Source organism: Stenotrophomonas sp. FR012 (assembly GCF_047520565.2).
GTDB lineage: Bacteria > Pseudomonadota > Gammaproteobacteria > Xanthomonadales > Xanthomonadaceae > Stenotrophomonas > Stenotrophomonas sepilia.
Genome location: NZ_JAXBQL020000007.1, coordinates 50,938 through 74,597, shown reverse-complemented (window position 1 = coordinate 74,597; position 23,660 = coordinate 50,938). Strand labels below are relative to the sequence as shown.

Sequence of the window (23,660 nt, the reverse complement as noted above, 5' to 3'; positions counted from 1 at the left end):
TGCAACTCCCCCGCAACAAACGAAAAGCCCCGCTTTCGCGGGGCTCTTCGGGATCAGCTCAGCTGGCCGTGGCAGTGCTTGTACTTCTTGCCACTGCCGCACGGGCACGGATCGTTGCGGCCGATCTTCGGCTCGTCGCGCTGCATCTGCGCGACGCCCTGCTGCGCAGCCTGCACCTGCGCGGCTTCCTCGTCGGCACTGTAGCCGCCCGCATCCTGGTGCTGGAACTGCGACTGGCTCAGGCGAGCCTGCGCCTGCTGCCGCTCGGCGGCCTCCAGGGCCTGCACTTCCTCGTCGCTGCGGATACGCACGCGGGCCAGCAGGGTCACCACTTCGCGCTTGACGTTCTCCAGCATGTCCGAGAACAGCTCGAAGGCTTCCTTCTTGTATTCCTGCTTGGGCTGCTTCTGCGCGTAACCACGCAGGTAGATGCCCTGGCGCAGGTAATCCATGCGCGCCAGGTGCTCCTTCCAGCTCTGGTCCAGCACGGTCAGCATCACGTGCTTCTCCAGCGCGCGCATGGTCTCTTCGCCCAGGCTGGCTTCCTTCTCGGCGAAGTGCTGGTTGACGCGCTCCTGGACCTTGCTGGCGATGGCCTCGGCGTCCAGTTCCTCATGCTGCTTGACCAGGTCGGTCAGCGACATCTGCAGGCCGAAGTCCGACTCCAGGGTCGCTTCCAGGCCACGCAGGTCCCACTGCTCGTCGATCGAGTTCGGCGGCACGAAGCGCGCAACGATGTCGAAGATCACGTCGTCACGGATGCCGTCGACGTTGTCCTTCACCGATTCGGCGTCCAGCAGCTCGTCGCGCTGGGCGTAGATCACCTTGCGCTGATCGTTGTTGACGTCGTCGAAGTCCAGCAGGTTCTTGCGGATGTCGAAGTTGTGGGCCTCGACCTTGCGCTGCGCCTTTTCGATCTGGCGGCTGACCAGGCGGTCCTCGATGACGTCGTCTTCCTTCATGCCCATCATGCGCATGGCCTTCTGCACCCAGTCGGAGGCGAAGATGCGCATCAGGTTGTCTTCCAGCGACAGGTAGAAACGGGACGAACCCGGGTCACCCTGGCGGCCCGAACGGCCGCGCAGCTGGTTGTCGATACGACGCGACTCGTGGCGCTCGGTGCCGACGATATGCAGGCCGCCAGCGGCCTTCACTGCGTCGTGGCGCTTCTGCCATTCGGCCTTGACCGCCGCCTTCTGCTCGTCGGTTGCGTCCTCGCCCAGAGCGTGGATCTCGGCTTCCAGCGAGCCGCCCAGCACGATGTCGGTACCACGACCGGCCATGTTGGTGGCGATGGTCACCGCCGCCGGGCGGCCCGCGTTGGCGACGATGGTCGCTTCGCGGTCATGCTGCTTGGCGTTGAGCACTTCGTGCTTCACGCCGGCCTTGCTCAGGTGCTCGGACAGCATTTCCGAGGTTTCGATCGAGGTGGTACCCACCAGCACCGGCTGGCCGCGCTTGGCGCACTCTTCGATGTCGGCCAGCACCGCATTGAACTTGCCCTTGCGGTTGAGGAACACCTGGTCCGGGCTGTCCTTGCGGATGGTCGGGCGGTTGGTCGGGATCACCACCACTTCCAGGCCATAGATGCTCTGGAACTCGAACGCTTCGGTATCGGCCGTACCGGTCATGCCGGACAGCTTCTTGTACATGCGGAACAGGTTCTGGAAGGTGATGCTCGCCAGCGTCTGGTTCTCGCGCTGCACCGGCACGCCTTCCTTCGCTTCCACCGCCTGGTGCAGGCCATCGGACCAGCGGCGGCCGGCCAGGGTACGGCCGGTGAATTCGTCGACGATGACCACTTCGCCATCGCGCACGATGTAGTCCACGTCACGCTGGTAGATCGCGTGCGCGCGCAGGGCGGCGTTGAGGTGGTGCACCACGGTCAGGTTCTGCGCCGCGTACAGGCCTTCGGTCTCGCCATCGAGGATGCCGGCCTCGACCAGCAGCTGCTCGGCGTGCTCCATGCCCGCTTCGGACAGGTGCACCTGCTTGCCCTTCTCGTCGACCCAGAAATCGCCTTCGCCGTCTTCCGCTTCCTGCTTGACCAGGTGCGGCACGACACGGTTGACGCGGATGTACAGCTCCGGGGAATCATCGGCCGGACCGGAGATGATCAGCGGGGTGCGCGCTTCGTCGATCAGGATGGAGTCGACTTCGTCGACGATGGCGTAGTGCAGGCCGCGCTGGTAGCGGTCGGCCTTGGACAGCGCCATGTTGTCGCGCAGGTAGTCGAAACCGAATTCGTTGTTGGTGCCGTAGGTGATGTCCGCAGCGTAGGCTTCGCGCTTGTCGCTGTGCGGCATGCCCGGGTACACCACGCCCACGCTCAGGCCCAGCCAGTTGTACAGCTTGCCCATCTGCGCGGCGTCGCGGCGGGCCAGGTAGTCGTTCACGGTGACCACGTGCACGCCCTTGCCTTCCAGCGCGTTGAGGTACACCGGCAGGGTCGCCACCAGGGTCTTGCCTTCACCGGTGCGCATTTCTGCGATCTTGCCCAGGTGAAGCACCATGCCGCCGATCAGCTGCACGTCGTAGTGGCGCATGCCCAGCACGCGGCGACCGGCTTCGCGGCAGACCGCGAACGCTTCCGGCAGCACCTTGTCCAGGGCTTCACCGCCAGCAATGCGCTGCTTGAACTCCGGCGTCTTGGCCTGAAGCTGCTCGTCGGACAGCTTCTCGATCTCCGGCTCCAGCGCATTGATCTTGGCGACGATGCGGTTGAGCTGGCGCAGCTGTCGTTCGTTACGACTGCCAAATACGCGGGTAAGCAGGCTGTTGATCATTGAAGGAACCGGGTTGGATGGACACGACGCCCGGCCTCCCCCTGGGGATCCGTCCGCCGCAAACGAAACAGGGCGCCTGGCGCCCTGTCGATGGCAACACCCATTGTAGCTTGGGACGGCCGCAAGGGGTTTCAACCCTTTGGCGGCAATGGCATCCGAACATTCCCGGTAGTGCCGGCCGCTGGCCGGCAATCCGCGATGCTGCCGAAATCCATGAGGTTGCCGGCCAGCGGCCGGCACTACCAGATCAACCGAGTCGGGTCAGAGCCCTTGCGCGGCGCGGAAGGGATCCGACCCGGGGATCAACCGCGGCTGACCCGCCCGACCGGCGTGTTGCCGCCGTCGCCGAGGAACTTGCGCGGGTTGACCACGTTGCCGTTCTCCCACACCTCGAAGTGCACGTGGGCACCGGTCGAACGGCCGGTGGAACCGGCCTTGGCCACTTCCTGGCCGGCACGGACCAGGTCGCCGGCCTTCACCACCAGGCGCGAATTGTGCGCGTAGCGGGTGACATAGCCATTGCCATGGTCGACATCGACGACATTGCCGTAGCCGCCCTTCACGCCGGCGAAGCTGACCACGCCCTCGGCCACGGCCATCACCGGGTCACCGACCTTTGCGTGGAAGTCCATGCCCTTGTGGGTGGCGGCGCCGCGGCCGAACGGGTCGGCACGGGTGCCGAAGCCGGACGTCACATAGCTGTTGCGGATCGGCATGCGCGACGGCACGGCGTTCTGCTGCAGCTGGTGGTCGAACATCAGCGATTCCATCACCGACAGCTGGCGGCCTGAAGCAGCGAAGCGCTGCTCCAGCACCTGTAAGTCGGCGTTGACGTCCTTGACCGGGATGTCGCTGGTCGGGCCGCCTGCGTCACCGTCACCGAGGCCGGGGGTCTCGTTGAAGTCGAACTCGCCGTCCTCCAGCTTGCCCATCTGGGTCAGCCGTTCGCCGAGGGCGTTGAGGCGGGTCGCCTGGGCCTGCAGCTCGCCGAGGCGGGCCGCCAGCGCATTGACCTGGGTCTGCGCATCGCGCTTGACCTTGGCCAGCTCCGCATCCTGGCGCTCGACCTTGGCCTGCAGCCGGGAATCATTCAGCGCGCTGGCGCCAATGCCGCCAGCAAGGCCGATAATGCAGCCTACCCCGAGCACGCTGCCCAGCAGGGCGCGGGGGCGGTCCTCGAAATAGAACCGCAAACGCGTGATCGGCGACGATTTGGCCTGTCCTTCACGCGTTTTGATTACGATCTTTTTGAATGCCATCAGTGAGTTTTCATGTCTGAGCCGAAATCCAGCGTTCGCCCCGCGTCGGCACCGAAACCGGCGCTGGATGCGGTAATGGCGGACAAAAGCGGGAACCCGCTGCGGCGTGCCCTGTGGCTCGACGCGCTGGACCGTCAGTTGCGCCCCCAGTTGCCGCCACCTCTGCGCAGCCGTTGCCGGCTGGCCAATGTGGACGGGGAACACCTCGTTTTTCTCGTCGAGTCCCCGGTCTGGCATGCCAAGTTGCGGCTTGCCGAAGCCCAGCTGCTCGACGCGGCCCGTTCCATCGGGCTGAAGGCCACCAGGGTGACCATCAAGACTGCGTCTCCCACTCCCACGCGCTCCCCAGCGCTCGACAACCGGAATGGACCCCACGCAGTTTCAGCCGCCACGCACAAAGGGCTACGCGACGCCTTGGCTTGCCTGCAGGACGTTCCCTCGAAGCCGAAGAAACGGTCCTGATGGCAACGGAGCATCCGGCTCCGCTCCCCGTCGCGCGTGTCACCACGGCGTGAAACATTTCGGGGGCCGGGTCGCATCCTAGCGGCCATCCGGGGGCCTGTCGTTAGATTGTTGTTAAAACTGCGTTAAATTCAGGCTTCTGATCCAACAGGTTCACAAAACCGTGACCTTGAACCAGCCTTGACGTCTTTCAAGCACGCTGAATGCGTCGCCAACGCCGGAAACAAGAACGCCGCCCAGGAAGGCGGCGTTTTTATCTTTAAATTCAACAACCTATGGAATCATGCGTACGCCGGGGTGGCGTATTCCACCGGATCCGGGGTGGCCGGCGAGTCGAAGCTGACCCATTCCCAGGCACTGGCATCGGCCATCAGGGCCCGCACCAGCTTGTTGTTGAGCGCGTGGCCGGACTTGAAGCCTTCGTAGGCACCCAACACCTGGCCACCGGCCAGATAGAGGTCGCCGATGGCGTCAAGGATCTTGTGGCGCACGAATTCGTCGGCGTAGCGCAAGCCGTCTTCGTTGAGCACGCGGAACTCGTCCAGCACGATGGCGTTGTCCATCGAACCGCCCAGGCCCAGGTTGCGCTCGCGCATGTACTCCAGGTCGCGCATGAAACCAAAGGTGCGCGCGCGGGAGATTTCCTTGGTGTAGGCCAGCGTCGAGAACTCGATTTCCTGGCGCGACTGCTTGGCCGGAATCATCGGGTGGTTGAACTGGATGGTGAAACCCAGCTTGTAACCCTCGTACGGGGTGAAGCGGGCCACCTTGTCGCCCTCGGTCACTTCCACGGTCTTCAGCACGCGGATGAAGCGCTTGGGCGCATCCTGTTCCACGATGCCTGCCGACTGCAGCAGGAACACGAACGGGCCGGCCGAACCGTCCATGATCGGCAGCTCGGCCGAGGACAGCTCGACGATGATGTTGTCCACACCCAGGCCGGCCAGCGCCGACATCAGGTGTTCGACGGTCTGGATCTTGGCGTCGTTGCAGGTCAGGCCGGTGCACAGGGTCACTTCGGTGACCAGTTCGGCCTTGGCCGGCACTTCCACCACCGGGTCCAGGTCCACGCGGCGGAACACGATGCCATGGTTGACCGGTGCCGGGCGCAGGGTCATGTAGACCTTGTCACCACTATGCAGGCCAACGCCGGTGGCGCGGATCGTGTTCTTGAGGGTGCGTTGCTGGATCATGGGGATGGACCGGAAGTGACACATTAGATTAACACGCGCACTCCCCTACCCTGGCTGAAACGCCAGTGACAGCCACCGGCAGGACACACCGGCACGCCGCTGGGAAAGCGCGTGAAGCAGGGCGGCCGGGCCCATCCTGGCCCGGCGCCCGCATTTTCAGGACATGGTGGCGCAACCCGGGGAGGACAACCCCGGGCCGCCCCGCTTAGTCCGCCTGGCGGCGCAGGAAGGCCGGGATGTCCAGGTAGTCGTTCGGCAGTTCCGCCGCTGCCGGGGCCGAAGCCGCCGGGGCCGACGGGGCCGACGGGGCCGACGCCGCCGCGGTATCGCTGCTGGCGCGACGCAGGCCCAGGCCCATGCCGCCCACGGCCTTGGACACGGCATCGCCGCCGTTGTCGAACTCGCCGAACTCCGGCTGGCCAGTGGTGGCGTTACGGACCAGCTTGATCGGTGCACGCTCGCCCGGACGCTGGGTCTTGCTGGCCGAGACGCGGTTCAGGCCAGTGGCCACCACGGTCACGCGCACTTCGTCCTGCATGTCCGGGTCCAGCACGGTGCCGACCACGACGGTGGCGTCTTCCGAAGCGAAACCGTCGATGGTGCGGCCGATCTCGTCGAACTCGGCCATGGTGAAGTCGGCGCCGGCGGTGATGTTGACCAGGATGCCGTTGGCACCGGCCAGGTTCACATCGTCCAGCAGCGGGTTCTGGATCGCCGATTCGGCAGCGGCCTGGGCGCGGTCATCGCCCCGTGCGGTGCCGGTACCCATCATCGCCAGGCCCATTTCGGACATGACGGTGCGCACGTCGGCGAAGTCGACGTTGATCAGGCCCGGACGCACGATCAGGTCGGCGATGCCCTGCACGGCGCCCTGCAGCACGTCGTTGGCGGCGCGGAAGGCCTGGATCATGGTCGCGTTGCGACCCAGCACGGTGATCAGCTTCTCGTTCGGGATCGTGATCAGCGAGTCGCAGTGCTGGCTCAGTTCCTCGATGCCCTTCAGCGCCACCTGCATGCGGCGACGGCCTTCGAACGGGAACGGCTTGGTGACCACGGCCACGGTCAGGATGCCCATTTCCTTGGCCAGCTGCGCCACCACCGGCGCAGCGCCGGTGCCGGTGCCGCCGCCCATGCCGGCGGTGATGAACACCATGTCCGCGCCCTGCAGCGCGTCCATGATGCGCTCACGGTCTTCCAGCGCGGCCTGGCGGCCGACTTCCGGGTTCGCGCCTGCGCCCAGGCCCTTGGTCACGTTGGTACCCAGCTGCAGCTGCAGCTTGGCACCACAATTCTTGATGGCCTGCGAGTCGGTGTTGGCGGTGATGAACTCCACGCCGTCCACCGCCGAGTTGACCATGTGCGCCACGGCATTGCCGCCGCCGCCGCCCACGCCAACCACCTTGATCACCGCATTGGGTGCCATCTTTTCGATCAGTTCAAAATGCGCCATGTCCGTGTCCTCGTTGTATCCGCTTGTCGGTGGCATGGACGGTCGGGCCTCCTGCCTTCGCGTGTCATGTTGCCGTTGCGGCTGTGTGGGTTGTGTAGTGCGTTGTTGCGTTGTGATGCGGGTACTGCGGGTGTTGCGCCGGGCCGGGCCCGGAGTTACGGGTTCCGCGTCAGAACTCGCCGCGGAACCAGGTCTTGAGTTTCTTGAACATGCTTCCAGCGCGCCCGGTCGGCAGCGACGGCCGCCGCGGGTGCTCGATCTGGCTGCCCATCAGCAGCAGGCCCACGCCGGTGGCGTGCACCGGGTTGCCGACCACTTCGCCCAGGCCGGTGACGTGCTGCGGGATGCCCACGCGCACCGGCATCTGCAGCATTTCCTCGGCCAGTTCGACCACGCCTTCCATCTTCGATGCGCCCCCGGTCAGCACCATGCCGGCGCGCACCAGTTCCTCGAAGCCGGAGCGGCGCAGTTCGGCCTGCACCATCTCGAAGATCTCCTCGTAACGGCCCTGCACGGCCTGCGCCAGCGAATGGCGCGGCATGCGGCGCGGCGGGCGGTCGCCGACCGACGGCACCTGGATGCTCTCCTCGGCCGTGGCCAGCTGGGCCAGAGCGCAGGCATAGCGCACCTTGATCTGCTCGGCTTCCGGGGTCGGCGTGCGCAGCATGTGCGCGATGTCGTTGGTCACGTGGTCGCCGGCGATCGGCAGCGAGGCGGTGTGGCAGATCGCGCCCTGCACGAACACCGCGATGTCGGTGGTACCGGCGCCCATGTCGACCAGCACCACGCCCAGCTCGCGCTCGTCGGCGGTCAGCACCGCCACGCTGGAGGCCAGCGAGGACAGCACCAGGTCGTCCACCTGCAGGCCGCAGCGCTGCACGCACTTGCTGATGTTGGCCGCCGCCGACTGCGCGCACACCACCAGGTGCGCATGTACCTCCAGGCGCACGCCGGTCATGCCGACCGGGTTGCGGATGCCCTCCTGCGAATCGTCCAGCACGTACTCGCGCGGAATCGCGTGCAGGATCTTCTGGTCGGCCGGGATCGCCACCGCCTTGGCTGCGTCGAGCACGCGATCCAGGTCGCCCCAGGTCACTTCACCGTCGCGGATCGGCACGATGCCCGGCGAGTTCTTGCACTGCACGTGGTTGCCGGAGATCGAGGCGTACACCGAACGGATCTCGCAGCCGGCCATCAGCTCGGCTTCTTCCACCGCACGCTGGATCGACTGCACGGTCGATTCGATGTCCACCACCACGCCACGCTTCAGCCCGCGCGATTCGTGCGAGCCGATGCCGATCACTTCGATCGGGTTGCCCGGCGAATACTCGCCCACCAGCGCCACCACCTTGGAGGTGCCAATGTCCAGGCCAACGATCAGCGATTTGTCACCCTTGCGATTCATGTCCTTTCCTGCGTGCTTCTGGCCGGGGTCGCCGGCGTTTTCGCCGGCGTGGCCGGGGTACCCCAGCTCAGCGTGAAACCATTGGTGTAACGGAGGTCGGCGCGCTCGATCGGCGCGTCCTGGCGGTTGAGCTGCGGCAGCACCTTGACGAAGCGCTGCATGCGCGAGCGCGCGTCGTCACGGCCGACCACCACTTCGGTGCCGTTGCTCAGCACCAGCGACCAGCTGCCGCGAGCATCCATCGTCACCCGGCGCACGTCGACGCCGGCCGGTGCGAACAAGGCACGCGAGTCGCTGTACAGCTTCATCACTTCCTGGGTCTGGCTGTCCGGGCCATCCAGCTCCGGCAGTTCCAGGTCGGACAGTTTCTTCGGCGTGGGGAACAGCTTGCCCTGCTCGGAGACCAGGCGGTCGTTGCCCCAGCGTGCGAACGGCTTGTGCTCGACCAGGGTCACTTCCAGCACATCCGGCCACTGCTTGCGTACCTGCGCGCTTTCCACCCACGGCAGCTTTTCCAGCGCGTCCTGCGCATCCTGCAGCTTGACCGCGAAGAACCCGGCGCGCGCGTACGGCAGCAGCACCTGCTGCAGCTGCTCGGCCGGTACCCGCTTGAACTCGCCATGCACGCGCAGCTTCGCCAGCGGCCAGCGCTCGGCGCCGACCCAGCCATTGACCACGGCCACCACCGGCAGTGCAACCACCGACAGTGCCAACAGCCAGACGAAGATGCGCAGCAGCGCGTTCATGCGTGCGTGGCCTCCAGGGTCTGTTCCAGCACGCGCCACACCAGTTCCTCGAAACCGATGCCGGCCTGGCGGGCCGCCTTGGGTACCAGCGAATGGCTGGTCATGCCCGGCGCGGTGTTCACTTCCAGCAGGAAGAAACGGCCGCTGGCGCGGTCACGCATCACGTCCACGCGGCCCCAGCCACGGCAGCCGGCGGCGCGGAATGCGGCCAGCGCGATGCGGCGGATCTCGTCTTCGTCGCTACCGTCCAGGCCCGGGCACAGGTACTGGGTGTCCTCGGCGATGTACTTGGCGTTGTAGTCGTACCACTGGCCCTTGGGCACGATGCGGATCGACGGCAGGGCAACGTCGCCAAGGATGGCGACGGTCAGCTCATCGCCCACCACCATCTGCTCCATCAGCAACTGGCCGTCGTAGCGCGCGGCCAGGGCCACGGCCTCGTCCAGGCCGGCCTCGTCGGTGACCCGGCTGATGCCCACGCTGGAGCCTTCGTTGGCCGGCTTCACCACCACCGGCAGGCCCAGCTCGGCGGCCAGCGCATGCACGTTCGACGCGTCGACCTTGCGGTACTGCGGCGTTGGCAGGCCCAGCGACAGCCACACCTGCTTGGTGCGGATCTTGTCCATGCTCAGCGCCGAACCCAGCACGTCCGAGCCGGTGTACGGCACGCCGAAGGCGTCCATCAGGCCCTGCACGATGCCGTCCTCACCGCCACCGTTGTGGCCATGCAGGATGTTGAACACGCGGTCGATGCCACCGGCGGCGAGCGCGCTGGCCAGCGCCGGAATGCCATCGACGGCGAACGCATCGACGCCGCGCGACTGCAGGGCTTCGAGCACGTTGCGGCCCGAATCCAGCGACACCTCGCGTTCGCTGGAACTGCCGCCGAGCAGCACGGCGACGCGGCCGAACACGGCCGGGTCGGTCACGCGCAGCGGCGGGAAAGTCAGCGCGCTCACGCCTGGCCCTCCCCCTGGAAGCCTTCCACCGCGATATGGGCGGCCACGGCACCGATATCGCCGGCCCCCATCATCAGCAGCAGGTCACCGTCCTGCAGCACGTCCGGCAGCACGCTGGCCAGCTCGGCGGCCTTGCCCACCACCACCGGCTCGCTGCGGCCACGCGCGCGGATGGCGCGGGCCAGCGCATGCGAGTCGGCACCGGCAATGGGTTCCTCACCGGCCGGATAGACCTCGCTCAGCACCAGCGCGTCGACGCTGGACAGCACTGCGGCAAACTTGTCGAACTGGTCACGGGTGCGGCTGTAGCGGTGCGGCTGGAAGGCCACCACCAGGCGCTTGTCAGCCCAGCCGCCGCGAGCGGCGGCGAACACCGCCTCCAGCTCGCTCGGGTGATGGCCGTAGTCGTCGATGATGCGCACCTTGGCACCGCTGGCGGTGGTCACTTCGCCCAGGTCATTGAAGCGGCGGCCGACACCGGCGAAGCCTTCCAGCGCGCGCGCGATGGCGTCCGGTGCCACGCCCAGCTGCCAGCCCACCGCGGCGGCGGCCAGCGCGTTGAGTACGTTGTGCCTGCCCGGCAGCGCCAGCACCACTTCCTGGCTGGTGCCCTGCGGCAGGCGCAGCGTGAAGCGCATGCGCGATCCTTCCTGCACCACGTTCTCGGCGCGCACGTCGGCCTGCGGGCTCATGCCGTAGCTCATCACGTGGCGCGGGGTCCTGGCAGCCAGCGCGGCCACTTCCGGATCGTCGATGCACAGCACCGCCAGGCCGTAGAACGGCAGGCGCTGCAGGAATTCGGCGAACGCCGCCTGCACGCGGGCAAAGTCGTTGCCGTAGTTCTCCAGGTGGTCCGCATCGATGTTGGTGATGATCGACATCAGCGGGTTCAGGCGCAGGAAGCTGCCATCGCTTTCGTCGGCCTCGGCCACCAGCCACTGCCCACCGCCCAGCTTGGCGTTGGCACCGGCAGCCAGCAGCTGGCCACCGATCACGAACGTCGGGTCCAGGCCACCTTCGCTCAGCACCGCTGCGGTCAGGCTGGTGGTGGTGGTCTTGCCATGGGTACCGGCCACGGCGATGCCGCGGCGGAAGCGCATCAGCTCGGCCAGCATCGCCGCGCGCGGCATGATCGGAATGCGCTGGCTGCGCGCTTCCATCAGCTCCGGGTTGTCCTCGCGGATGGCGCTGGAGACCACCACGCAGTCGGTGCCCAGCACATTGGCTGCCGAGTGGCCGCGCATGATGCGCGCACCCAGGCTGGCCAGGCGGCGGGTCGCTACGTTGTCGGCGTTGTCCGAGCCGGACACTTCGTAGCCCAGCGTCAGCATCACTTCGGCGATGCCACTCATGCCGGTGCCACCGATGCCGACGAAATGCACGCGCGGGAACGCGCGCACCAGGTCGTTGGTGTCGTGCAGGCGACGGATCATGCGCGGCCTCGCGCAGGGCAGGCGCGGTGGCATGCCTTCTTCATACAGCTTCCTCGAGAATGATATCGGCGATGCGCTCGGCGGCATCGACCTTGGCCAGGGCACGCGCGGCTTGCGCCATCTGCATGCGGCGGGCGGGATTTTCGGACAGATCGCGCAGCAGTGCGGCAATGCCGTCGGCCAGCGTTCCGTCCTGCTTCAGCAACACCGCCGCGCCGCGCTCGACCAGGTACTCCGCATTGCGGGTCTGGTGATCGTCGACGGCAGCAGGGAATGGCACCAGCACGCTGCCGACGCCGGCCGCGCACAGCTCGGCCAGGGTCGACGCACCGGAGCGGCACACGACCAGATCGGCCCAGGCGAAGGCCTCGGCCATGTCCGCGATGAACGGGGTGATTTCAGCCTGCACGCCGGCCTTGGCATACGCCTCGACCGCCTCGGCATGCATTTTCTCGCCGCTCTGGTGGCGCACCTGGACCGGCACGCCGGCACCCAGCGCGGCAATCGCCTGCGGCACGCCGGCATTGAGTGCGCGCGCACCCTGGCTGCCGCCCACCACCAGCACGCGCAGCGGGCCGTTGCGGTCGGCGAAGCGCTGTTCCGGCGGAGCGATGGCGGCGATCTCCGCACGCACCGGGTTGCCGACGAACTCCTCGCGCTGGGCGAAGGTGCCCGGGAAGCCGGTCAGCAGCCGGCGCGCATAGCGCGACAGGATGCGGTTGGTCAGGCCCGGTGCACGGTTCTGCTCATGCACGATCAGCGGCAGGCCATGCAGGCGCGTGGCCATGCCACCCGGGCCGGAGGCGAAGCCACCGAAGGCCACCACCGCACGCGGCTGGCGCTTGCGGATGATCATGCCGGCCGCGCGCAGCGCGCGCATCAGCCGCCATGGCGCCGCCAGCAGCGCCAGCTTGCCCTTGCCGCGCAGGCCGGTGATCGCCAGCGTGTCGATGGCGATGTCGTGCTGCGGCACCAGGCGGGTTTCCATCGCGCCTTCGGCGCCCATCCAGGTGACCGGCACGCCACGCTCGCGCAGCACGCGGGCCACGGCCAGGCCGGGGAAGATGTGACCGCCGGTACCACCGGCCAGGATCATCACCGGGCGCACCTTCTCGTTGGCTGCACTCATGACAGCCTCCCGAAGGTCGGTTCGATGCGCGACTGCAGGCGGCTGGTGCCGCGCGCTGCGTTCGCCGCAGCGGCAGCCGTCGGCTCGGCGCTCGCCGGCACGCTGGCGGCCACCGGCGTGGCGGCGGCGTCCATCGGCTCGGCAGCGGTTTCTTCGGCGCCACCGATGCGCACGGCCTGGCGACGCTCGGCGCGCTTGAGCTCATAGGACACGCGCAGCAGCAGGCCCATCGCCACGCAGGTCATCAGCACCGACGAGCCGCCGGAGGAGATCAGCGGCAGAGTCAGGCCCTTGGTCGGCAGGATACCCAGGTTCACGCCGATCGAAACGAAGGTCTGCATGCTGATCCACAGGCCGATGCCGAAGGCGATGTAGCCGGAGAAGTGGCGCTTCATTTCCACGCAGCGCATGCCCAGCCAGAAGGTACGGCCGACCAGCAGCGCGTACAGCGCCACGATCACGCAGGTACCCAGGAAACCGAATTCCTCAGCGGTGACCGAGAAGATGAAGTCGGTATGCGCTTCCGGCAGGTAGTAGAGCTTCTGCACCGAATTGCCCAGGCCGACGCCGGTCCACTCGCCACGGCCCACCGCCATCAGCGCGTTGGACAGCTGGTAGCCGTCGCCCTGCTGGTCGGCCCACGGGTCCAGGAACGAGGTGATGCGGCGCATGCGGTACGGCTCGATGATCGCCAGCGCGCTCATGCCGACCAGGCCGATGACCACCGGCATCGACATGCGCGGCATGTTCACCCCGCCCAGCACCAGCATGCCGGCGGTGATCGCCAGCAGCAGGGTCGAAGAACCAAAGTCCGGCTGCAGCAGCAGCAGCACCACCAGCGCACCGGCCACGCCCAGCGGCTTGAGCATCGCCGGCCAGGTCGCATTGACCTCGTCGCGGAAGCGCACCAGGTAGCTGGACAGCCAGACGATGTACAGCACCTTCACCGCCTCGACCGTCTGGAACTTGGAGATGCCCAGGTTGATCCAGCGGCGTGCGCCGTTGACCGTGCTGCCCAGGCCCGGCGCGAACACCGCCAGCAGCAGCACGAAGCAGCCCAGCAGCAGCATCTGGTTGTACTGCTCGATGGACTTCAGCTCGGTGCGGGCGGCGATGACCGCCAGCACGATACCCACCGCCAGGAAGATCAGGTGGCGGTTGAGGTAGTAGAACGGGCTGCTCATCAAGGCGATCGAGCTGGACGCCACCATCACCACGCCCACGCCGGTGAGCGCGATGATCGCGCCCAGCAGCCACTTGTCGTAGCTGCCTTCGATGGCTTCAAGGCGTGTTGCCTGGCGGGACAGGTCGTTCATCTCAGCGCACCTTCAACGTGGCCAGGCCGATCAGCACGAGCACGACGGAGATGATCCAGAAGCGCACGATCACGCGCGGCTCCGGCCAGCCCTTCAGTTCGAAATGGTGGTGGATCGGCGCCATGCGGAACACGCGCTTGCCGGTCAGCTTGAACGAGGCGACCTGGATCATCACCGACAGGGTTTCGATGACGAACACGCCGCCCATGATCACCAGCACCAGTTCCTGGCGGGTGATCACCGCGATGGTGCCCAGCACCGCACCCAGCGCCAGCGCGCCGATGTCGCCCATGAAGACCATGGCCGGATAGGTGTTGAACCACAGGAAGCCCAGGCCGGCTCCGGCGATGGCCGCGCAGATGATGACCAGCTCGCCGGCGCCCGGGATCTGCGGGATCTGCAGGTAGTTGGCGAACACCACGTTGCCCGAGGCATAGGCGAACACGCCCAGCGCGCAGGCCACCAGCACGGTCGGCATGATTGCCAGGCCGTCCAGGCCGTCGGTCAGGTTCACCGCGTTGGAGAAGCCGACGATCCAGAAGTAGGCGATGGCCACGAAGCCGATGCCGGCCAGCGGCAGCGCGACCGACTTGAACATCGGGATGTAGAAGGTCAGCGCTGCCGGCACGTCGGCCGTGTAGAACAGGAACAGGCCCGCGGCCAGGCCGAAGATCGACTGCAGCAGGTACTTCCAGCGCGACTTCAGGCCGTTCGGGTCACGGCGGACGATCTTGATCCAGTCGTCATACCAGCCGATGGCGCCGAAGCACAGCATCACCGCCAGCACCAGCCACACGTAGCGGTTGCGCAGGTCGGCCCACATCAGCACCGACAGGGTGATGGTGAGCAGGATCAGCGAACCGCCCATGGTCGGCGTGCCGGCCTTGGAGAAATGGGTCTGCGGGCCGTCCTGGCGGATCGGCTGGCCGCCCTTGAACTGGGCGAGCTTGCGGATCATCGCCGGGCCAAGCCACAGCGACAGGAACAGGGCCGTCAGCGCGGCAAGGATGGCGCGGAACGTCTGGTAGTTGAACAGCCCGAACAGGCTCTCCAACTGCTGCAACCATCGAGCCAGTTCATACAACATGCGGGGATTCCTCTCCTTGCGCCAGCAGCGCTTTGACAATCGTGTCCATGGCGCTGCCACGGGAACCCTTGACCAGGCAGCGCACGCCGGCGTGCAGCCCGTCCTTCAGCGCCTGCGACAGCGCGTCGTGGGTGGCGAAACGACGGCCGCCGTCGCCGAAGGCGGTGGCGGCGGCGGCACTGAGCGGGCCCAGCGCGTACAGGCGCTTCAGGCCGGCGGCGCGTGCGCGGATGCCGGCCTGCGCATGCAGCGCCTCGGCGTCCGGGCCCAGCTCGCGCATGTCACCCAGCACCAGCCAGCCCTCTTCCGGGGCAGCGGCCAGGGCATCGATGGCCGCAGCCAGCGAGCCGGGATTGGCGTTGTAGCTGTCGTCCACCAGCACCGCGCCGTTGCGCAGCTGATGGGCAATCTGGCGGCCCGGTACCGGCTGCGCCTCGGCCAGACCGGCCGCAATCAGCGCCAGATCGACACCGGCCGCCAGCGCCAGGCTGGCGGCGGCCAGCGCATTGCTGACGTTGTGGCGACCCGGCAGGCCCAGCACCACGCGGGCTTCGCCGGTCGGGGCGACCAGGGTGAACTGGCTGCCCTGTGCACCGGCGCGGATGTCGCGCGCGGTCACGTCCGCCGAGTGTTCCAGCCCATAGCGCAGCACGCGGCAACGCTGCGGGCGACCGACGAAGTGCTGCTCGAACCAGCGGCCGTAGGCATCGTCGGCGTTGATCACCGCCACGCCATCGGCCGGCAGCGCGGCATAGATCGCGCCCTTGGTCACCGCCACCCCGAGCAGGCTGCCCATCCGCTCCAGGTGGGCGGGGGCGATGTTGTTGACCAGCGCATAGCGCGGGCGGGCGATGTCGGTCAGGTAGGCGATATCGCCAGGCTTGCCAGCGCCCATCTCGTAGACGGCGTAGTCGGCATCTTCCGGCGCGTCGATCACCGCCAGCGGCAGGCCGATCTCGTTGTTGCGGTTACCCGGGTTGGCGTAGACCACCTTGTGCGCGTGCTGGGCCACCTGCTGCAGGATCGACAGCAGCAGGCTCTTCACGCTGGTCTTGCCATTGCTGCCGGTGATCGCGAACACCTCGGTGCCACGGTCACGCTGCATGCCGGTGGCGATCTTCGCCAGTGCCAGCTCGCTGTCGGCCACCAGTACCTGCGGCAGCTCGATCGGCAGCAGCCGCTCGACCAGCAGCGCACTGGCACCGCGCGCCTGCGCGTCGGCAGCGAAGTCATGGCCGTCGAAACGCTCGCCGCGCAGCGCCACATACAGGCTGCCCGGGCCCAGGCTACGGGTGTCATTGCTGACTGCATCGATGGCCACGTCGTCGCCATGGATCTCGCCGCCGGCCCAGTGTGCGATCAGCGAAAGCAGAGTGCGCTTCATGCGGCGCCCTCCCCGGCCTTTGCCTGCAGAACACCGGCCTTGGCCGCCAGTGCAGCCGCAGCCACTTCGGTGTCGTCGAAGTCATGGCGCACGCCATTCACTTCCTGGTACGGCTCATGGCCCTTGCCGGCAATCAGGATGATGTCGCCGGCACCGGCACGCTTCACCGCCAGGCCGATCGCACGCGCGCGGTTGCGCTGCACGGTCACGGCATCGGCGTGCTGGAAGCCGGCCAGGATGTCGGCCACGATCACGTCGCCATCCTCGCCGCGCGGGTTGTCGTCGGTGACGATGACCTGGTTGGCCAGGCGCTCGGCAATCGCCGCCATCTGCGGACGCTTGCCGGTATCGCGCTCGCCACCGCAACCGAACACGCAGAACAGCGTGCCCTGCAGATGGCCGTGCAGGCTGTCCAGCGCCTGCTCCAGCGCGTCCGGGGTATGGGCGTAATCGACCACCACTGTCGGCAGACCGTCTTCACCACCCAGGCGGTTCATGCGGCCACGGATCGGCTGCAGCGCCGACAGCACTTCGGCGATGCGCGGCAGCGGCTGGCCCTGCGCATGCAGAGTACCGGCCACGGCCAGCAGGTTGTCCACGTTGAAGCGGCCCAGCAGCGGCGACTGCACCGCAGCACGCTGGCCGTCGATGACCAGCTCGAAGGCAATGCCGCGTCCATCCAGTTGCAGCGCCTCGGCGCGCACGCTGGCGTCAGCGGCAGCGCGCGAGCTCAGGCCGATCGGTTGCACGCCAGCAGGCAGGCCAGCGAACAGCTGGCGACCGAAGGCGTCGTCCAGGTTGACCACCGCCGCCTTCAGGCCCGGGCGATGGAACAGCCGCGCCTTGGCCGCGCCGTAGCTGGCCATGTCACCGTGGTAGTCCAGATGATCGCGGGTGAGGTTGGTGAACACCGCCACGTCGTAGTGCACGGCATCCACGCGGCCCTGGTCCAGCGCGTGCGAGCTGACTTCCATCGCCACCGCGCGCGCACCGGCGTCGCGCAGCTGTGCCAGCAGCGCATGCATCTGCAGCACCAGCGGCGTGGTGAAACCGGTCGGCTCGACCGCACCATAAAGTCCGGCGCCCAACGTGCCGATACTGCCACTGGGCGTTCCGAGCAGGTGCCAGGCCTGGGCCAGCAGCTGCACGGTGGAGGTCTTGCCGTTGGTACCGGTCACGCCAACCATCGCCATCGCCCGCGACGGCGCGCCATGGAACTGGTCGGCCATCGCCCCCATGCGCGCCCGCAGGCCCGGCACGGCGATCGCATCGGCCGGCGCCGGCAGCTCGGCCGGTGCCGGTGGCTCGAACAGGATGACGCTGGCACCGGCCGCACGGGCCTGCTCGACAAAGCCCAGCCCATGCGCGCCGAAGCCGGCGATCGCGACGAAGGCATTGCCGGGGCGCACGGCGCGGCTGTCCAGCACCAGGCCGGTCAGAACGGGATCATGGCCCGCCAGGGCCACGTCCGGAAGCAACTGCGAAAGCAACATCGAAGGACTCATTGCGTGCCTCCCGTAACGGGCGGCGTCTGGGCTTGCGCGCTCGGCAGCGCAGCATCGAATTCAGCGGCGGCATCGACCGGCAGCGCGGTCTCGGCCGGCGGTGCGGGCAGGATCGAGGCCGAATGGCCGACCTTGCCCGACTGCTGTGCGGCCAGCCACGACTGCAGGTCATCCAGCGGCACGTCCATCAGGCGCAGGGTGCCTTCCATCACGTTGTGATAGACCGGCGCCGACACCAGGCCGCCGTAGAACTTGCCGGCCTGCGGATCGTTGATGACGATGACGGTGGCGAAGCGCGGGTTGGTGGCCGGCACCACGCCGGCGAACAGCGCGTTGTAATGCCCGCGCTCGTAACCGCCCGGGCCAGCCTTGCGTGCAGTGCCGGTCTTGCCGGCCACGCGGTAGCCCAGCACCGCCGCCTGCTTGGCGCCGCCCTGGGTGACCACCGTTTCCATCATCGCCACCACCTGCCTGGCGACGTTCTCGTCGATGATCTGCTGGCCTTCGTTGCGCTGGCCCTTGACGAAGGTCGGCGCGATCAGGCGCCCGCCGTTGGCCAGCGCCGAGTAGGCGGTGGCAATCTGCAGTGGCGTGACCGACAGGCCGTAGCCGTAGGACATGGTGGTCTTGGTGGTCCCCGACCAGCGCGCCGGACGCATCACCACACCAGCCGATTCACCGGGGAAACCGCTGTGCGGCGCCGAGCCATAGCCGAAGCGGCGCACGCCGTCATAGAAGGTCTGGTCCGGCATCTTCGCCGCAACCTTGGCTGCACCCACGTTCGAACTGCGGGTGATCACGCCGGTCACGTTCAGCACGCCGTTGTTGCGTGGCACGTCGCGGATGGTGAAGCGACCCAGCGTCATGTAGCCCGGGTTGGTGTCGATGATGGTGTCCTTGGTCACCGCACCGGCCTGCAGCGCGGTGGCGATGGTCAGCGGCTTCATCGTCGAACCCGGCTCGACCAGGTCGGTCACCGCACGGTTGCGGCGCGTATCAGGGATCGCGCCGGTCAACGAATTCGGGTTGTAGGTCGGCAGGTTGACCATGGCCAGGATCTCGCCGGTGGTCACGTCCATGATCACCATCGAGCCGCCGGCCGCCTTGTTGGCCACCAGCGCGTTGCGCAGTTCCTTGAACGCCAGGTACTGGATGCGGCGGTCGATGCTGAGGGTCAGGTCCTTGCCCGGCTCAGCGGCACGCAGCAGATCGCTTTCGACGGTTTCCCCCTTGCGGTTGCGGATCACCCGCTTCGCACCGGGCTTGCCGCGCAGCCATTCGTCGAAGGCCAGTTCCAGGCCTTCCTGGCCGCGATCATCGATGTTGGTGAAGCCCAGCACGTGCGCCATCGCCTCACCCTGCGGGTAGAAGCGGCGGAACTCGCGCTGAGCCGCCACGCCCGGAATCTTCAGCGCGACCACCTTCTCTGCCTCGTCCGGATTGATCCGGCGACGCAGATACATGAATTCCTTGTCCGACTTCTGCGACAGGCGGCTGCTCAGCTCATCCACCGACATGCCGACCGCCTGGGCCAGCTCGGGGATGCGCTCGGGCGAACGCAGCAGGTCCTGCGGGTTGACCCAGATCGAGGCAACCGGCGTGGACACCGCCAGCGGCTCGCCGTTGCGGTCGGTGATCATGCCGCGCGAAGTCTTGATCGGCAGCTCGCGCAGATAGCGGGCCTCGCCCTGGCGCTGGTAGAAGTCGCTGTTGATGATCTGCACGTAGGCCGCGCGGCCGACCAGCGACACCGAGCACAGGCCGAGCGCCAGCGCGACCCAGCGCAGGCGCTGGCGCAGGTTGAAGGCATTGCGTGGACGGTTGCGACCGGCCTTGCTCATGGGCGCACCACCACGATGTCGGCGGCCTCGGGGAACTTCATGCCGAGCTTTTCGCGGGCGATGCGATCGACACGGTTGGCTTCGGCCAACGTGGCCTGCTCCAGCTGCAGGCGGCCGAATTCCAGGTTGATGTCATCGCGCTTGCGCTCGGCGCGCGACAGCTCGATGAACGTCTGCCGATGACGGTGACGCACGAACACGACGCCGATCGCCGAGGCCACGGTGCAGGCCAACAGGATGATCAGCAGCAACCGGCTCATGCGTCGGCCTCCCGCTTCTGGGCCACGCGCAGCACCGCGCTGCGGGCGCGCGGGTTGGCGGCCAGCTCTTCGTCGGTGGCCTTGATGGCCCCACCGATCAGGTCCAGCGTCGGCACGAACGCAACGGCCTCGGGCAGGCGGCGGTTGGCCGGTGGCGCCTTGGCCAGGCGGTTCATGTACTGCTTGACGATGCGGTCTTCCAGCGAATGGAAGCTGATCACCGCCAGACGGCCACCGGGCTTGAGCCGTTCCACCGCCGCATCGAGCCCCGCTTCCAGGTCTGCCAGCTCGCGGTTGATGTGGATGCGGATGGCCTGGAAGCTGCGCGTGGCGGGATGGATCTTGTCCTTGCCACGCGGCATCACCGAGGCGATCAGCTCGGCCAGTTCGGCGGTGCGGGAGAACGGCTGCTTCTCGCGGCGGGCCACGATGGCGCGGGCGATGCGCCGGCTCTGGCGCTCTTCGCCGTAGGTCCACAGCACATCGGCGATCTCGCGCTCTTCCACGCGGTTGATCCACTGCGCGGCGCTTTCACCGCTGTCCGGGTCCATGCGCATGTCCAGCGGGCCGTCCTTGCCGAAGCTGAAGCCACGTTCGGCCACATCCAGCTGCGGCGACGACACGCCCAGGTCGAACAGCACGCCGTCCAGGCCTTCGGCCGTGGCATCCCACTGCAGCAGCTGGGCGAAGCTGCCACGGAAGATGGACACGCGCGGATCCGGCGCGAAATCGCGCTCGGCAACGGCGATGGCTTCCGGATCCTTGTCCATGACCAGCAGGCGCCCCTCGGGACCGAGCTGGGTAAGCACGCCACGTGCATGACCGCCACGACCGAACGTGCCATCCAGATAACGTCCGTTTTCGATCACCCTCAGGCCTTCAAGGACCTGGGTGTACAGGACCGGCAGGTGCACCGCCGGCGACTGCGACACCGGAAGGTGACCGGTCTGCGCTTCTGGGCGCATCCGGGCACCCCGGCTCACAACTTCAGGTCGAGCAACCCATCACCCAGATCCTCGTCAGACAACGTCTGCTGGATCAGGGCCCGATGCGCCTGCTCGCTCCACAATTCGAACTTGTCGCCCATGCCGAGCAATACCGCCTTCTTCTCAATGCCCACCGCACCGCGGTGGCTGGCGGGGATGCTGATGCGACCGTTGCCGTCCAGTTCCAGATGGGCGGCCGAGCCGACCAGCTTCTGCTGCAACAGGCGCACGACGCGCTGGGTGTTGGGCTTGGACATCACATCGTCGCGGACCCGTTCCCATTCCGACTCTGCGTACAGCCACAGGCAGCCGGCTTCGAACGGGTTGTAGGTCAGCACGAGACGGTTGTTACTGGCGCGCGCGACGAGGTCGCGGTAAGCGGTGGGAACCGCCATGCGCCCCTTGTCGTCAACTGTGATGGCCGTCTCGCCCTGGAACACGACGCCTGCACCTTGTCCTTCGCCCGGTGAAACATTGAACCACGAAAACCCACAAAACACCCGGATTTCCCTCTGATGCCCACCTTAGCAGCGGGCCGAGGGTTGTCAACAACTTTTCAGCAGGGAAATCGCCAGCCGCATCAATGGCTTGCAACAACCTTTAGAGAATTGTTCAAGGCTTATCCACAAGTTGCTGATCCGTCTCAATTTTTGAGATTGAACGGAAGTTCAGGGGCGTGGACGGGGCGTGAAACATCGACCGCGCATTCATCCCGGCCTGGCCGGAAACGGCGCCGTAATGCGCAAACGGTGCACAATGAGGCCATGTGCCTGCTCGCTCTTGGCTGGATGCACCACCCGCGCTGGCGGCTGGTAATGACCGGCAACCGTGATGAGTTCCACGCCCGCCCCACCGCGGCGCTGGCCCCCTGGCAGGATGAGACCTCCGTCATCGGGGGACGCGACCTGCGCTCCGGCGGTGGCTGGGCCGGGGTCGGCGCCTCGGGCCGGATGGCGGTGGTCACCAACGTCCGCGACCCGCTGGCGGCCCAGACCGGACCGTCGCGGGGCGCGCTGGTGGCCGACTTCCTGCGCGGCCGCGACCCGGCCGCCGTGCATATCGAGCGGCTGGCAACCGTGGCGGGTGCCTACGCCCCATTCAATCTGTTGCTGGCCGATGGCGACAGCCTGGAGTACCTGGGCAACCATCCCGCCGAACGGCAGACGCTTGGCCCGGGGGTCCACGGCATGTCCAACGGCGCGCTGGACGCGCCCTGGCCGAAGACCCGCAGGTTGATGGCTGCGCTCTCGGCGTGGCTTGAGGAAGATGGGGTCAGATCCCTTTCGCAGCGCGAAAGGGATCTGACCCCGAACCTGACCCCGCTCTGGAATGCGCTGGCCAACGAACACCGCCCTGCCGACAGCGACCTGCCCGACACCGGCATTGGCCTGGAACGCGAGCGCTGGTTGAGCCCGGCCTTCATCCGCGGCGACGACTACGGCACCCGCGCCAGCACCGTACTGCTGATCGACGCCGACGGCCACGGCGAGATCCACGAACGCCGTTTCGGCCCGCAGGGTGCACCGAGCGGACAAAGCCACGTCATTTTCTGACCAGGCCGTCCCGGCCACTGGGCGGATTCTCTTGCCAGCGGGGTAGTGCCGGCCGCTGGCCGGCAACCTTTGGATGCTCGGATTCGCCATGAAGCTGCCGGCCAGCGGAGGGCACTACCCGCAGCTTGCTGTCGCGATCCACGTGACGGCCGTCGCCATCGCAGCGGGCCTGAAACGTCATTCAGCTTCCAGCCGCGACCACGATCCGTCCGCACCCCAGGGGTTTCAGTATCGCCGCCACCCGACTGTGCCCTTTTCGCAATCGGCACTGTGTCTATAAATGTCGCCCTCGACCTCCCAGGGTGGTCGCGCCCGGCACCGCGCCGCGCAAATCGACCGCAACCCCAAGGAGGCCCCATGCGCCGCATCCTCATTCTGCTTGCCACCCACCTGCTCACCCTCGGCCTTGGCTTCGGCCTGGGCGTCTATCTGCTGCCGATCCTGATCGCCCCCGATGACCCGCCGGTCGCCCAGGTACAGGCCGCAATGAAAGACGCCACCTACCGCACCACCTTCCGCCGCGACCTCAAAGGCAGCGATGCGGTGCACTGGGCCGAAGGCAAGGTCAGCGTCAGCGCCACCCAGGTCGCCTTCGACGGGAAGATGGGACCGGGCCCGGATTACAAGGTCTATCTGGTCCGCGATTTCGTCGACAACAAGGCCGACTTCCTGAAGATCAAGGCACAGGCCCAACGCATCGGCGAGGTGAAGACCTTCAACCGCTTCCTGGTGGATGTGCCCGCGAACGTGGACGTGGACGACTACACCACGGTGGTGGTGTGGTGCGAGCGCTTCTCGCAGTTCATTTCCGCCGGGCAGTACCGCACGCCGGGCTGAACAACATCCCGAGCGTCTGGACGGAAAGCAGCCGAGCATGCCTCGGCTGTACTGTAGAGCCGAGCCGTG

General features: G+C 67.2%; 19 protein-coding genes and 1 pseudogene. 3 read left to right on the top strand and 17 right to left on the bottom strand.

Going from position 1 to position 23,660, the window contains the following annotated elements:
* Nucleotides 1-53: 53 nt before the first annotated feature.
* Together secA and ACM0O9_RS13165 are read right to left on the bottom strand one after the other, a co-directional pair.
* Nucleotides 54-2,786, bottom strand: coding sequence for a preprotein translocase subunit SecA (gene secA / locus ACM0O9_RS13170; protein WP_005415301.1), 2,733 nt, complete (start codon nt 2,784-2,786; stop codon nt 54-56).
* A 302-nt stretch (nt 2,787-3,088) separates the two neighbouring features.
* Nucleotides 3,089-4,045: a M23 family metallopeptidase gene (locus ACM0O9_RS13165; RefSeq protein ID WP_053498833.1), complete on the bottom strand. Its 957-nt coding sequence runs from the start codon at nt 4,043-4,045 to the stop codon at nt 3,089-3,091.
* Nucleotides 4,046-4,057: 12 nt separating this feature from the next.
* Here ACM0O9_RS13165 and ACM0O9_RS13160 point away from each other — a divergent pair, with 12 nt between their 5' ends.
* Nucleotides 4,058-4,507: a DciA family protein gene (locus ACM0O9_RS13160; protein ID WP_049413132.1), complete on the top strand. Its 450-nt coding sequence runs from the start codon at nt 4,058-4,060 to the stop codon at nt 4,505-4,507.
* 281 nt (nt 4,508-4,788) lie between these two features.
* On the opposite strand, the gene lpxC is transcribed toward ACM0O9_RS13160, so the two are convergent.
* The 15 genes and pseudogenes from lpxC to mraZ all read right to left on the bottom strand — a co-directional run bounded on the left by lpxC (nt 4,789) and on the right by mraZ (nt 21,641).
* On the bottom strand, nt 4,789-5,700 hold the full coding sequence (gene lpxC / locus ACM0O9_RS13155; protein ID WP_005415298.1) for a UDP-3-O-acyl-N-acetylglucosamine deacetylase: 912 nt from the start codon (nt 5,698-5,700) through the stop codon (nt 4,789-4,791).
* Between the two features lie 205 nt (nt 5,701-5,905).
* The gene (gene ftsZ, locus ACM0O9_RS13150) at nt 5,906-7,150 is read right to left on the bottom strand and encodes a cell division protein FtsZ (protein ID WP_414603843.1); all 1,245 of its coding nucleotides are present in this window, start codon (nt 7,148-7,150) and stop codon (nt 5,906-5,908) included.
* Between the two features lie 169 nt (nt 7,151-7,319).
* On the bottom strand, nt 7,320-8,555 hold the full coding sequence (gene ftsA, locus ACM0O9_RS13145) for a cell division protein FtsA (RefSeq protein WP_005408083.1): 1,236 nt from the start codon (nt 8,553-8,555) through the stop codon (nt 7,320-7,322).
* 68 nt (nt 8,556-8,623) lie between these two features.
* Nucleotides 8,624-9,301, bottom strand: a pseudogene (locus tag ACM0O9_RS13140) (cell division protein FtsQ/DivIB); the annotation flags it as partial.
* Nucleotides 9,298-10,260, bottom strand: coding sequence for a D-alanine--D-alanine ligase (locus ACM0O9_RS13135; protein ID WP_065178757.1), 963 nt, complete (start codon nt 10,258-10,260; stop codon nt 9,298-9,300). The pseudogene ACM0O9_RS13140 and the gene ACM0O9_RS13135, both read right to left, overlap by 4 nt.
* Nucleotides 10,257-11,693, bottom strand: coding sequence for a UDP-N-acetylmuramate--L-alanine ligase (murC, locus tag ACM0O9_RS13130; RefSeq protein ID WP_005415294.1), 1,437 nt, complete (start codon nt 11,691-11,693; stop codon nt 10,257-10,259). Before murC ends, ACM0O9_RS13135 begins: the two co-directional genes overlap by 4 nt.
* Before the next feature lie 40 nt (nt 11,694-11,733).
* Nucleotides 11,734-12,822 carry an undecaprenyldiphospho-muramoylpentapeptide beta-N-acetylglucosaminyltransferase gene (gene murG, locus ACM0O9_RS13125; protein WP_005415293.1) on the bottom strand — a complete coding sequence of 363 codons (1,089 nt, stop codon included), beginning with the start codon at nt 12,820-12,822 and terminating at the stop codon, nt 11,734-11,736.
* The gene (gene ftsW / locus ACM0O9_RS13120; protein WP_005415292.1) at nt 12,819-14,138 is read right to left on the bottom strand and encodes a putative lipid II flippase FtsW; all 1,320 of its coding nucleotides are present in this window, start codon (nt 14,136-14,138) and stop codon (nt 12,819-12,821) included. The genes murG and ftsW overlap by 4 nt, the downstream gene beginning before the upstream one ends.
* Before the next feature lies 1 nt (nt 14,139).
* Nucleotides 14,140-15,225: a phospho-N-acetylmuramoyl-pentapeptide-transferase gene (gene mraY / locus ACM0O9_RS13115; protein WP_005415291.1), complete on the bottom strand. Its 1,086-nt coding sequence runs from the start codon at nt 15,223-15,225 to the stop codon at nt 14,140-14,142.
* On the bottom strand, nt 15,215-16,609 hold the full coding sequence (locus ACM0O9_RS13110) for a UDP-N-acetylmuramoyl-tripeptide--D-alanyl-D-alanine ligase (protein ID WP_065186664.1): 1,395 nt from the start codon (nt 16,607-16,609) through the stop codon (nt 15,215-15,217). Before ACM0O9_RS13110 ends, mraY begins: the two co-directional genes overlap by 11 nt.
* Nucleotides 16,606-18,114 carry a UDP-N-acetylmuramoyl-L-alanyl-D-glutamate--2,6-diaminopimelate ligase gene (locus ACM0O9_RS13105; protein ID WP_065178759.1) on the bottom strand — a complete coding sequence of 503 codons (1,509 nt, stop codon included), beginning with the start codon at nt 18,112-18,114 and terminating at the stop codon, nt 16,606-16,608. The genes ACM0O9_RS13110 and ACM0O9_RS13105 overlap by 4 nt, the downstream gene beginning before the upstream one ends.
* Complete coding sequence (locus tag ACM0O9_RS13100) at nt 18,111-19,955, bottom strand: peptidoglycan D,D-transpeptidase FtsI family protein (RefSeq protein WP_005415287.1); 1,845 nt, start codon at nt 19,953-19,955, stop codon at nt 18,111-18,113. Before ACM0O9_RS13100 ends, ACM0O9_RS13105 begins: the two co-directional genes overlap by 4 nt.
* Nucleotides 19,952-20,215: a cell division protein FtsL gene (gene ftsL / locus ACM0O9_RS13095; protein ID WP_005415286.1), complete on the bottom strand. Its 264-nt coding sequence runs from the start codon at nt 20,213-20,215 to the stop codon at nt 19,952-19,954. Before ftsL ends, ACM0O9_RS13100 begins: the two co-directional genes overlap by 4 nt.
* Entirely contained in the window at nt 20,212-21,180 is a 969-nt protein-coding gene (gene rsmH / locus ACM0O9_RS13090) for a 16S rRNA (cytosine(1402)-N(4))-methyltransferase RsmH (protein WP_012479154.1), read from the bottom strand. Before rsmH ends, ftsL begins: the two co-directional genes overlap by 4 nt.
* Nucleotides 21,181-21,194: 14 nt before the next feature.
* A complete protein-coding gene (gene mraZ / locus ACM0O9_RS13085) occupies nt 21,195-21,641 on the bottom strand; it encodes a division/cell wall cluster transcriptional repressor MraZ (RefSeq protein WP_004143635.1) in 447 nt (148 codons plus the stop codon).
* 324 nt (nt 21,642-21,965) lie between these two features.
* On the opposite strand from mraZ, the gene ACM0O9_RS13080 reads away from it, so the two are divergent.
* Nucleotides 21,966-22,754: an NRDE family protein gene (locus tag ACM0O9_RS13080; protein WP_065178760.1), complete on the top strand. Its 789-nt coding sequence runs from the start codon at nt 21,966-21,968 to the stop codon at nt 22,752-22,754.
* Between the two features lie 357 nt (nt 22,755-23,111).
* Nucleotides 23,112-23,591: a DM13 domain-containing protein gene (locus ACM0O9_RS13075; RefSeq protein ID WP_414603845.1), complete on the top strand. Its 480-nt coding sequence runs from the start codon at nt 23,112-23,114 to the stop codon at nt 23,589-23,591.
* Nucleotides 23,592-23,660 lie beyond the last annotated feature (69 nt).